Source organism: Fibrobacter sp. UWEL (genome assembly GCF_900142535.1).
Lineage (GTDB): Bacteria > Fibrobacterota > Fibrobacteria > Fibrobacterales > Fibrobacteraceae > Fibrobacter.
The window spans coordinates 124,457-136,243 of the sequence record NZ_FRBE01000002.1 but is presented as its reverse complement, the minus strand read 5'-3'; the positions used below and the strand labels follow the sequence as shown (position 1 = coordinate 136,243).

Genomic DNA, 11,787 nt, shown 5'->3' with positions numbered 1-11,787 from the left:
GCCGGGATTCTTTAATTGTGTTGCCAGTTGTCATCCCCGCGTAGGCGGGGATCTAGCATTACTTTACGCCAATGAGGCTCAGGTCGCGAACTGCGCCCTTGTCAGCAGAGGTAGCCATTGCAGCGTAAGCCTGCAAAGCCTTGGAAACCACGCGGTCGCGGCTAACGGGCTGCCATGCCTTAGCACCACGAGCTTCCATAGCGGCACGGCGTGCTGCCAGTTCGTCGTCGGTGAGCTGCACGTTGATGGTGCGGTTCGGGATATCGATTTCAATCACGTCGCCAGTTTCCACCAGGCCGATGTTACCCTTGTTAGCAGCTTCCGGAGAAGCGTGGCCAATGGAAAGACCGCTGGTACCACCAGAGAAACGACCGTCGGTGAGGAGAGCGCAGCTCTTGCCCAGATGACGGCTCTTCAGGTAAGAAGTGGGGTACAGCATTTCCTGCATGCCCGGACCACCCTTAGGACCTTCGTAACGGATCACCACAACGTCGCCAGCCTTAACCTTGTCGCCCAGGATGCCGTTCACGGCGTCTTCCTGAGATTCGAACACGACTGCGGGGCCAGTGAACTTCCAGATGGATTCGTCAACGCCTGCAGTCTTCACGATGCAGCCGTCCTGAGCCAGGTTACCGTACAGAACAGCGAGACCGCCGTCCTTGGTGTAAGCGTGTTCGCCATCGCGGATTGCGCCGGTAGCGCGGTCGGTGTCCAGAGATTCGTAGTAGGTGCTCTGGCTGAAGGCAACCAGGTTGTACTTGCGGCCCGGACCAGCCAGGTAACGCTGCTTCACTTCTTCAGAAGCGTTGCCGCGGATAATGTCGTTAGCTTCCAGAGCGTCGCCCATGGTTGCTGCGTGAACAGTCTTTGCATTTTTGTGGATGAGGCCCATGCGGTCCAGTTCACCGAGGATGCCCATGATACCGCCAGCGCGGTTCACCTGTTCAATGTGGATGTTATGAACGGTGGGAGCAACCTTACAGATGCATGGAGTGTTCAGGGAAAGACGGTTGATGTCCTTCATGGTGAAGTTGACGCCAGCTTCCTGTGCAACAGCCAACAGGTGGAGCACGGTATTGGAGGAACCGCCCATGGCGATGTCCAGGCGCATTGCGTTTTCGAAGGCGTCCATGGTAGCGATGCTACGGGGCAGGATGCTTTCGTCGTTCAAATCATAGTACTGGTGGCAGAGTTCCACGATGCGCTTACCGGCAGCTTCGAACAGCTTCTTACGTTCGGAGTGGGTGGCGACGATGGTGCCGTTGCCCGGCAAAGAAAGGCCAAGAGCTTCGGTCAAGGAGTTCATGGAGTTTGCAGTGAACATGCCGGAGCAGGAACCGCAAGTGGGACAGGCGTTAGCTTCGATAGCGGCAACTTCTTCGTCGGAGACGGAGTTGTCGGCAGAATCGATCATGGCGTCAATCAGGTCAAGGGCACGGTCCTTGCCGTCCTTGGTGGTGACGTGGCCAGCTTCCATGGGGCCGCCAGAAACGAAGATTGCAGGAATGTTCAGGCGCATTGCAGCCATGAGCATACCCGGGGTAACCTTGTCGCAGTTGGAGATGCAGACCAGGGCGTCGGCGCGGTGTGCGTTAGCCATGTATTCGGTAGAGTCTGCAATGAGGTCACGAGAGGGGAGGCTATAAAGCATGCCGTCGTGACCCATGGCGATACCGTCGTCCACAGCGATGGTGCTCATTTCCTTGGCAACACCACCTGCAGCTTCGATAGCGCGGGCAACGATCTGGCCAACGTCCTTCAGATGAACGTGACCCGGAACAAACTGGGTATAGCTGTTAACAACGCAAATCACCGGTTTGCCAAAGTCTTCCACCTTGGTACCTGTTGCGTGCCAAAGGGCACGTGCACCGGCCATTTCGCGGCCTTCCATAGTCTTCAACGAACGAAGTTTCGGCATAATGTTACCTCATAAAAATTTGAACGGGTAAAATATAGTAAAGGGGCGTTTCCTAAAAATCCTTAATTTCCTGAATGAAGTACTGTAATGCGGAAAACTTGAATACCGGCCTTACGCCAAAATCTCCATTTTCAAGACTGTGCTTGAATGCCTTGACGTATTCTTCAAATTCTCGGATAATCGTATTGATGTTTTTCTTTAATTCAAGCCATTCCTTCTTATCAATAGCACTGTTTCGTTCCACATCGGATTCCTGGATGATTACAGCTTTTGTATAATCAATACCGGGACGACCTTTCCCGTCTCCCTTTTTCCTTTCAGAAGAATAAAAATAGAATGCAAATTTGTGTTTAAGGTTTGTTCTGAAAGGAATGGCGAACATCTTGTCCTTATGTTCAATGACTAAGGTAAGGTAGGGACGTCCATCTTTATTGGAAAGTATTTCCTTATGATCCTTATGTCTTTCGTAGAAATCCTTTGTTAGAACCACGGTTTTTATTTCTTTCATATGTTTTTCCTTTAGAAACAAAAAAAATCCGCGTTTCATAGGGATATACGAAACGCGGATTTTCATCCAATGGCCGTTCTTTTTTATCTTAGGTGGGCTGGCCTGCCACCCTGTCATCCAATGGCCGTTCTTTTTTATCTTAGGTGGGCTGGCCTGCCACCCTGTCATCAGCTAATAATATACAAAATGATATTTTGGTTGTCAAATGGGGCTCGTTAAACAGGTTTAGATAGTCCGTCAAATACGTGCATCACATCCTTCAGTACAAAATGGACGTGATTCGTGCTGTCGTTAAAAACATCAAGCCCAAAGATAAATGCGCTGCAGACCGCGATACATACAATCACTGAAACGAGGGTTCTGGCGGGGCCTTTGGAAAATGCTCCCCCAAGGACAATGGCGTCAATCATTGCCAGGGAAAGAGTTGCGAATTGAAGGGAAAGGACAAGGAATGCGGTCCAGTTGGTGGTGCCGTAGCGTTCCGGATGATGCAGAAAATTGTCAATGAAAAAGTAGCCGATAGGAGCCAGGGGCAGTGCGGACATTATGCCGGCGATTGCGGTAAAAAAGGAACCGCCCTTTTTCATGGAGGAACTTATGATCCCCAGAATCATAGGGACGATCATTACCCCTGCCACAAGCAACGAAATATCTTGAAATCTTAGCATCACTCACTCGCTGTGAAACAACCCGAGCTAAATATATGAAAATGAACTTGTATAAAGAAGTACGCTTTTGTTAAATCTTTGCAAAGATTGCGTTGAGACTGAACCCGCCGTGACTGGTCTCGATTGTCTTGGCTGCAAAATTGCGGCTTGAATCCAGCGCAGGGCATTCCCGGATAAGGTTGGACATGCAGTCTTTGGGTACTAGAATGGCCACCGTACAGCCCTTGAATTCGTTCAGCTTTTTCCCGATTTTTGTATAAAGCTTGGGGGCGTCGAAGGCGAGGCGCTTTCCGTAGGGTGGATTCAGCAGGATGACCACATTTCCGCTAGAGTTTTTTTGAAAATCAGAAAGGGTGTAGCTGAAAAAATCCTTCAGTTGCGGGTCGATGACTCCGGCGGGGAGCGGGGAGACTTCCGCATTATGCCGGAGAATGTCGATGGGACGCTGCGAGATGTCGGAGGTGATGATTGAGATTCCTTCATCACCGCTTTGTTGAACTGCTAGATCCTTCGACTCCGCAGAGCTCCGCTCAGGATGACTCTGTGCGCGATCTGCAGCTTTAAGCAGGTAATTCCAGGTGGCTTCCTTAAAGGCGGGCTGGTGCTTCAGGGCGAAATCGCGGCACTTACCTGGAATAAGACCGTTTGCGATGTAGGCTGCTTCAAGACTGAAGGTTCCGCTGCCGGCCATGGGGTCCAGAATAGTGGTTAGTGGTTGGTGGTTAGTGGTTAGTTTTGAAGCTTCAAAAATCATGGCAGCGGCGATGGTTTCCTTCAGGGGTGCTTCCGCTACGAAACGTTCGTGACCCCGCTTGTAAAGTTCTTCACCTGCCAAGTCTAGCCATAGAGTGCAGCGGTCGTCCAGAAGGTTGACGTACAGGTGTTGCTGCATCTCGGTAGGTGATTCGGCTGGCCCATCATTGACATTGATGACCTTCCGGACTCTTTCTTCTACAGCATCGCTGTGATAAAGTCTGGAATGCTTGCAAGTCACGTGAATATTCAGCGCATCTTGGATCCTATCGGGAGTTCCTCCCTCCAGGATGACGTGTGGTAAATACAGTTCCCAAGGAACTGCGCTCACGCCCTTTTCCAGCTGACCGAAGTTTTCTGCCTTGAAGGAATCGATTTCCATCAGGACTCGATTGGCGATACGGCTGTAGGCAACAACTTTCCAGGCTTCCGTAAGCTTGGTGACGAACTCCACTTTGCCGTCACCTGCCACGTTTATTTCTGCGGCACCTTCGGTACCCAAGATCACTAGCAACTCATCCATCAGGGTCTTTTCAAAACCCAAAGGAGCCACCGCCATAAAGCGGTGGGGCTTTCCAATCAAGTGTTTCTTGATTCTTTTTTCTAGGGCGGATTTGTTCAATTCGTCAGCCATATTACAAAGATAGATAATCTAGTCCTTGTTATAATTCTGGACGAATTCCACAAACTGATCCTGGGGTAAGGGCTTGGAGAAGTAATATCCCTGGATGTAGTCGATTTTCTGTTTTTCCATGGCGGCAAGTTCTTCGGCGGTTTCAATGCCCTCTGCCACAAGTTTCAGATTCAGACCGTGAGCCATCTGTTCCACAGCGTTTACCACGAACTTGGCCTTTTCATTTCTGAAGTAGGACTTGCTCATGTCGAAATCCAGTTTCACGATGGAGATGGGCATATCCACCACATACATCAGGTTGGATTCACCCTTGCCGAAGTCATCCAGGGAGAAGGTCACGCCATATTCCAGCATCCGTTCCATGTTCTTCAGCAGTTTCTGCTTGGTCACGATGGATGCGGTTTCTGTAATTTCCAAGTTGAATTTTTGAGGAGCAACCTTATAGTGTTCCATAATTTCGATGAGCCTGCGGGACAAGTCTTCATCTTCGCACTGCACCACGGAAAGGTTCACTTCCACGTATTCAATCAGGTCTCCGTGCTGGGCGATAAAGTTGCAGGTCTGCTCGAAAATCTTGTATCCCAGTTCAAGAATACTTCCGTTGTCTTCCGCCACAGGAATGAAGTCTCCCGGCATGAGAATGCTACCGTCGGTCTTTCGAATGCGGGCCAGTGCCTCGCAGGAGGTAATGCGCTTTTCCTTAGTGCTGTAAATGGGCTGCAGGAATACTTCTACGCGGTTTTCGATCAATGCGTTTCGTAATTCCACTTCGATGATTTTCCTCTTGTGGAATGTATTCATCAGTTCGGCGGATGCGTCAAAGATGCGATTCTGTTCCGTATCCTTGTTACGAATGAAATTCAAAAACTGGATGATTTCATCTGCGGATGTGAAACTCGTATTGTCGTAACTGCGGGTAATTCTCGCGTAACATGCGGCTTGAGGGAATTGCTTGGATTCCTGTTCTAGATCTTCGGAAACCTTGTCTATGGTTTCCTTATTCTTTGCCACACAGACGAAGTCCTGGTTGACTCCTCTAAAAATCCACATGTCCTTGTTCTTTTCCAGAACCTTGAGGACATGCTTGGCTTCTTGATAAAGATTGTCCCCCGTTAAGATGTCCGTGGTCTTGAGAGAGACTGAAATGATGGAAATGGGAGTCTTTTCCTCGACCATTTCGTCCAGGAATCCCATAAGAGCGAAGTAGTTGAAGCATCCGTACTGTCTTTCCAGCTTGGATTCAGGCTTTTCCAGAAGACCGAACATTAACAGAATGCCCAGAGTGACCGCGAGACTGACCAAGGTCATTTCGGGATTGTACATCTCAATCAGGGACAGAACGACCCAAAGCCCGATCCACAGCATAATGCCGAATCGTCGACGTCTGGTAATTTTGTTGAAACTTCTTGCCAGGAATGCCAGGGTAATACTGAAGTTGATGACAAACCAACCGTAACCTGCGTGAATCGCCAAACCTTCCGCATATCCCTTGGGCGAAAAGGTCAGTGGGAGTGTACAGGTGACAATAATTTCTGTAGCGAGGACTGCAAGTAGGTTTCGGTTGAATGTGCGGTACTTTTCTTTCGAAAGAACATCCGCCATCATGTAGATCAGTACCGTTCCCGAACAGAGAATCAGAACGGACTCAAAAGCCTTGCACAGAATTCGGGGAAGCCATGCTGGAACGTCGGCAATATGGCTAACGGTAGATATGGTCAGAATATCAAGGAAGAGCATTACCGTCGTAAGGAACAGTGCCCTATAGAAAACACGTTCACTACGCAACATCAGACGCTTGTGAGTTCCATAAATCACAAGTATCATGGATACGATAATCAAACTGCAAATTTGAAACTGAATGTCCATTAATCCAAAAACCAATAATTTATATGTGTAAACTATAATAAATAATGATGGTAGTGGCTTTGGAATAGATGATTTTGTTCGATTATTGAGGAAATAAATAGTCTCAAATGGAATGAAACGAAAAAACATCCCTTTTGGGGGATGCTTTCTCACTTTTTACTCCGCAGGTCCAGCCCGCTAGTATTATTAGAACTGGAAGTAGATGAAGGGCTGGGAATCCGCGCTCATGAACTGGTAAATCACGAAGATGATCACTGCAGTTGCAGCCACCATGGCGGGAATGGGAAGGCTTGCGAATGTGATGCGGTAACGGGACTTGACCTTCTTAGGAACCCAGTGGATCAGCATACCGGCAATGAATACCAGGATGATGTTCATATGGGCGCTGGCCAGATCCCAGAGGTTGTCCAGCTTCCAGGCGGTACCCATTTGCTGCACCATGTTCTTGGCGGTATTCCATGCCACTTCGTTGGCTTCTGCAGGATCCAGGTTGGAACCGGCGCGGAAGAACAGACGGGTAAAGGTGATGAACACGAAGGTCAGCGTCACGTTCCAGGCGGTATAGAGCCAATGGAATGTCTTGTCGCTGAACAGACGGAAAATCATCACGGCGTAAATACCTGTGAAAAGAACGCCAAACCATACGGTGGTGATGGCGAAGATGGGGTAGTCCAGATTTTTCCAGAGGATAGCGCTGACTGCAAACAGTGCGAATGCTGCGGATGCTCGGAAGGTAAGGCCGCGCTTGACCCAGAACTTGTTGAATACCTGGCCAAAGCCGTTCAAACCACCCCAGATAATGAAGTTCCAGCTGGCGCCGTGCCACCAACCACCGATAATCTGCGTAGACATGGCGTTCATGTTGGTGGTGATGAACTTGCGGGATTCGGGCTTGAAGTAGGCGAACAAGGCAATGTAGAGAAGGAACAGACCGATGCAGAGACCGACCCAGCCACTACCGGAAAGGATAATGGCTACCAGGCTGATAAAGCCAATCCAGAAGTAGGTACCCACACTTGCCTCGCGGTTACCGCCCAGGGGAATATAAACGTAGTCGCGCAACCAGCTGGAAAGGCTGATATGCCAGCGACGCCAGAATTCCGTAGGAGACAGGGCCTTGTAAGGGCTATTAAAGTTCTGGGGCAGACGGAAGCCCATGAGGAGGGCAACACCGATGGCGATATCCGTATAGCCGGAGAAGTCGGCGTAAACCTGGAGGGAGTAAGCGAAAAGTGCCAGCAAGTTTTCGAAGCCGGTAAACAGCAGGGGCGTGTCAAAGACGCGGTCCACAAAGTTGGTGGACAGATAGTCACTGAGGATAATCTTCTTTGCAAGACCGTTCAAGATCCAGAATACGGCAATACCGAAGGTACGGCGGGGGAGGAAGAACTTCTTGTAAAGCTGGGGAACGAACTTATCTGCACGGACAATAGGACCTGCCACCAGCTGGGGGAAGAAGGTCAGGTAGAAGCCGAAGTCCAGAATATTGGACACGGGCTTGATTTTACCGCGGTAGATGTCAATGCAGTAGCTCATTGCCTGGAAGGTAAAGAAGGAAATACCTACCGGCAGGACGATGCGATCCACCAGGGAGTTGGTGCCAAACATGGCGTTGCTGGCGGCTGCAAAGAAGTTATAGACATGAAGTTCTACGCCAAAGATATCGTAAAGCACATCCAGGAAGAAATAGGCATACTTGTAGTAGCAAAGAACCAGAAGGTCTATGATGACGGAAACGATCATCCAGGCTTTCTTTTTCCATTTCTCATCCACATTGTCAATGAACTTACCGATAAAGAAGTTGGCCACCACGCAGAAGACTAGAATACAGACATAGCTACCGCTGGTCTTGTAGTAGAAGAACATACTGGTGGCAAACAGGAAGGCGTTGCGCATCAGGATCTTGTTATGGACCAAAGTCAGGATAGCAAAGACTACTGCGAAGAATCCCCAGAAATAGAACTGCGTAAAGAGCAGGGGACTATTGGGGTCAAAAGCAAAAGTTCTAGTGAGGAAAGGAAGGATGTAATCCATAATAATAATCAGTAGAGCGTTAAACTATTTCTTTGCGGGTGCTGCTGCCGGGGTGGCTGCCTTTGCGGGGACTGTTGCAGGTTTTGCCGGGGCGGCTGCAGGCTTTGTTGTGTCTGCTGCAGGTGTTACAGGTTCCAGAGCGGGGAGTGCTGCAACATGTTCCTGGTATGCCTGGGTGAATGCCTTGAAGAACAAATCTCCCAGCAGGTGGTAGCCGTTCAAGTTGAAGTGAACCTTGTCCTTCTTTGCCAGGTTTGCCTTTTCCCATTGGGCCATGGAACCGAGGCCACCCATCAGGGAGAACTTGTCCCACACGCCGGCGCCGTATTTTTCTGCCAGCTGGAAGAATGCCTTGCGGGCGGTTTCTCCAACGGGATGCTGAACGTAACGACGCTTCACCTTGCGGTACATATCGTTATTGGTCTCAAAGATGAGGGCTGTGTTGGGGCTGACCTTCTGGATTCTTGCAATAAGCTGTTCATAGTTCTTGCGGAATCCGTCTGCGTCAAACTTTTCCACATTGGCATCGTTAATGCCGATGGCGAAAATCACCAGGTCCGGCTTGAAGAACTTCAGTTCGTTTTCAAAGTTCGGGCAGATTTCCTCGAAATAGCTGGGAACGCGAGCTCCGTTAATGCCTACGTTGGTGTAGGAAATTCCAGGTGCGTTCGTTTCCGTCAAGAGGCCCGTGAGTGTAAAGCGGGGACGGACGCGAACCTTGTTGGAATCGGAAGCGAGAGTGTCTGCTACCAGCTTTCCCTCTTCAAGGCTTCTACGTTCTTCCATGGCAAGACAGGCGGTGTCCAGCACGTCGCATTCCCCTTCGAACATGGAGTCCAGTGCCACTTCGGAATTGTTCAGCAGGATGTCCGTTTTTGCGACTCCCACAGGTGCGGCAGAAGAAGAACTCTTGGCGCTGGAAGAAGATTTTGCCTTGGGATTCTTTAACGCTTCGAGAGAGTCCTGAATGTGCTGGATGGAGTCCTGCACGCGGGTGATGGAATCCTGAATGAGGGAGTCCGTCACAAACTGGGACATGGAACTCTGGTAGGTAGTGTCCGTCCAGCGGAAAGCGATCTGGATGGTGTCAATGGGATGGGGTGGGGTGAACACGTAGCTATGGCTAGCGGTATCGTGGATGCCTTCAATTTCAATGGAGTCCACTTTCAGTACGGGAACCACATTGTTGCTGTCGCTATAGCCGAACAGACGGATGCTGGATTCGTTCCAGATCGGAGTGGTATTGTACTTGTTCAACAGCAAGGTGATTTCTGCGCGAGGGTCGCTGGTACTTACGGCGATTCCCAGAAGTCCAAGAGGCTTATTCACTTCACGCATGATGTTCATGCTTCTGTCCCAGATGCCCTGGTATTTTGACGCATAGCTGGAAGGAGTGTTTGTTCTTGCCGCAGAGTAGGGGAAGATAAATCCACGACCTGCAGAAGCGCCCGGATATTCCTTCACGAAATGTTCGCGGATACGTCCGGAGATAACATCCGCCTGAAGGTGTGAACCACCGATGTGGAGAATTTTCACCTGACCGCGGTTTTCAAATACTAGCGTATCCAACTTGTTGAATAAGGGTTGGAATTTTGCATCCCCTTTAGGAAACTGAATGATGTTCAGGGACGTGTCGATAAAATCGTACTTCTCTGCATTTGTGGAATAGACGCCCGGCTTGTCTGTGGGGCGAGCACAGACCATGACCGAAACAAGAAGCAACAGGGCGGCTACAAATTTCATTTCTTAGTCTCCGGGGCTTTTTTGCTGGCTTTCTTGGGTGCCGGCTTTTCTTGTGCAGCGCCCTTTGCCTTTGAATTCTTGTAATCGTGGATTTCCTTCAACTTCGCATCGTTAATGTTGTGCACGTCGCGGAACTTGAAGTAATCGTAATGCATTTTCAGAGCTTCGCTGAAGAGGTCGCCCATGTAGGCGGCTCCGCGGCGGGTGAAGTGGACGTGATCCGTAAAGCCAAGAGGCGGTTCCTTCTTGACCCACTTCATGATGGATCCGTTACCGCCCATGACTCGGTGCATGTCCCAATAGGCGAGGCCGTTTTCCAGAGCCACTTCACGCAGTGCCTTGATGGTCATATTCAATGCCGGATAAGTCTGCCACTTGCCATCCACCTGCTTTGCCATATCTGCAGGGCCGATGAACAGGATGTCCGCATTGGGGTTTGCTTCCTGGATGGTCTTGATCTGCTTGGTAATAATCTTCTTGGTCCAATCGATGTTCTTGGAACTGGTGCCCGGGACCAGGTTTCCACCGTATTCCATAATGATCAGGCGGGCGTTCATTGCCTTGTAGGATTCGGCCAGAAGTTCTGCGTCAATCTTATGGAACATGGTGCCGGAGCTTCCGCGCATGGCCACGTTGTCCACTGCGACACCGTACTTACCATCTGCTGCGATGGCGTAAATATCCGTGTTGCCACTAAGGTTGATTTTTGCGCTGGAGGTTGTATCTGCAAGTTTCCAAGTATAAACCGCCAGCTTTTTCATCTTTTCAATCTGGGGAGCACCTGCATCTACAGTCTTTGTCTTCTTCTTGTATTTTACAGTTCCGTCTTCATTGACGCCTACGGAATCCTGATAGGAACTTTCGTAGGTGAGCTTCAGCTTCAGGTTGCCGCGATTGCCTGCAAGAACCTTAATGGTGGCGTAGCCGCCAACGTGGGGGAACTTGTCCTTACGTTCAATACGCTTCTTCAGACCGATCACTGCATTACCGTTCAATTCTGCCATCTGGGCAAGAATGCCATAACGGTTATGGGTTGCCATGTCATCCGCAGTTGCGTACACCATGAAACGCTTCAGGTCGCCATTGTTCCAGTAGGAGGTGTTCATGGACGGAGTATTCAGGATAGGTGGCAACATGCCCGGACCATTTCCGCCAAACTTAGACTGCAGGTCTTCGCGAATGGTGGAGGAAATGCGGTCTTCTTCCAGCTGGGAGTCGCCGTAGTGAACGATGTGGACCACCGTGCTGTCCATTTCCGCCAGCTCCAAGTGCAGGAAGAAACGGTCAAACCAGGTGGGGTCGTCGTTGGGAAGATCGAACCTGGTTCGTCCCTTCTGGAAAAACTCTTCATAGAAATTCAGGGAGTCGGAGAATTCTGCGAATTCCTTTTGGCGGGTTGCTTCCAGCATTTCCTTGAGGGCTGCTTCCGGATCAGCCTGGGCGACTCCTGCGGAATCGCTGGACTGTCCGTCATCCTTCACGAAAATATCCGTAAGGGCCGGGAATCGAAGTGTATAATCACCAACAGAAATACCGCCTTCTGGGTAAACTGCGGCCATCAGGCCAAGTACCACGAAAAGGCTAAGAATACTGAGTAGAGTTTTAAGAGGAGACATTATAACCGAGAATAATTAATGAAAGATGAAAGATGAAAGATGAAAAA

The 11,787-nt window shown here is 49.8% G+C and carries 8 protein-coding genes; all 8 read right to left on the bottom strand.

What is annotated here, in order from left to right; genetic code table 11:
• Positions 1-58 precede the first annotated feature (58 nt).
• Positions 59-1,918, bottom strand: coding sequence for a dihydroxy-acid dehydratase (ilvD, locus tag BUB59_RS02050; RefSeq protein ID WP_073225157.1), 1,860 nt, complete (start codon positions 1,916-1,918; stop codon positions 59-61).
• A gap of 52 nt (positions 1,919-1,970) precedes the next feature.
• A complete protein-coding gene (gene tenpIN / locus BUB59_RS02045; protein WP_143160183.1) occupies positions 1,971-2,594 on the bottom strand; it encodes a type III toxin-antitoxin system TenpIN family toxin in 624 nt (207 codons plus the stop codon).
• A gap of 47 nt (positions 2,595-2,641) precedes the next feature.
• Entirely contained in the window at positions 2,642-3,052 is a 411-nt protein-coding gene (locus BUB59_RS02040; RefSeq protein WP_073225155.1) for a hypothetical protein, read from the bottom strand.
• A gap of 112 nt (positions 3,053-3,164) precedes the next feature.
• Positions 3,165-4,481 carry a THUMP domain-containing class I SAM-dependent RNA methyltransferase gene (locus BUB59_RS02035; protein ID WP_073225153.1) on the bottom strand — a complete coding sequence of 439 codons (1,317 nt, stop codon included), beginning with the start codon at positions 4,479-4,481 and terminating at the stop codon, positions 3,165-3,167.
• An 18-nt stretch (positions 4,482-4,499) separates the two neighbouring features.
• Entirely contained in the window at positions 4,500-6,320 is a 1,821-nt protein-coding gene (locus tag BUB59_RS02030) for an EAL domain-containing protein (RefSeq protein ID WP_159433307.1), read from the bottom strand.
• A 213-nt stretch (positions 6,321-6,533) separates the two neighbouring features.
• A complete protein-coding gene (locus BUB59_RS02025; RefSeq protein ID WP_234979898.1) occupies positions 6,534-8,381 on the bottom strand; it encodes an MBOAT family O-acyltransferase in 1,848 nt (615 codons plus the stop codon).
• Between the two features lie 24 nt (positions 8,382-8,405).
• Positions 8,406-10,124 (bottom strand): GDSL-type esterase/lipase family protein, encoded by a 1,719-nt coding sequence (locus BUB59_RS02020; protein WP_073225148.1) that lies wholly within the window; start codon positions 10,122-10,124, stop codon positions 8,406-8,408.
• Complete coding sequence (locus BUB59_RS02015; protein ID WP_083540124.1) at positions 10,121-11,740, bottom strand: SGNH/GDSL hydrolase family protein; 1,620 nt, start codon at positions 11,738-11,740, stop codon at positions 10,121-10,123. The genes BUB59_RS02020 and BUB59_RS02015 overlap by 4 nt, the downstream gene beginning before the upstream one ends.
• Positions 11,741-11,787: the final 47 nt, after the last annotated feature.

What these genes read in the sequence shown, in the direction of transcription:
- ilvD (WP_073225157.1), bottom strand. Translation starts at nt 1,918, where the DNA reads ATGCCGAAACTTCGTTCGTTGAAGACTATGGAAGGCCGCGAAATGGCC.
- tenpIN (WP_143160183.1), bottom strand. Translation starts at nt 2,594, where the DNA reads ATGACAGGGTGGCAGGCCAGCCCACCTAAGATAAAAAAGAACGGCCAT.
- BUB59_RS02040 (WP_073225155.1), bottom strand. Translation starts at nt 3,052, where the DNA reads ATGATCGTCCCTATGATTCTGGGGATCATAAGTTCCTCCATGAAAAAG.
- BUB59_RS02035 (WP_073225153.1), bottom strand. Translation starts at nt 4,481, where the DNA reads ATGGCTGACGAATTGAACAAATCCGCCCTAGAAAAAAGAATCAAGAAA.
- BUB59_RS02025 (WP_234979898.1), bottom strand. Translation starts at nt 8,381, where the DNA reads ATGGATTACATCCTTCCTTTCCTCACTAGAACTTTTGCTTTTGACCCC.
- BUB59_RS02020 (WP_073225148.1), bottom strand. Translation starts at nt 10,124, where the DNA reads ATGAAATTTGTAGCCGCCCTGTTGCTTCTTGTTTCGGTCATGGTCTGT.
- BUB59_RS02015 (WP_083540124.1), bottom strand. Translation starts at nt 11,740, where the DNA reads ATGTCTCCTCTTAAAACTCTACTCAGTATTCTTAGCCTTTTCGTGGTA.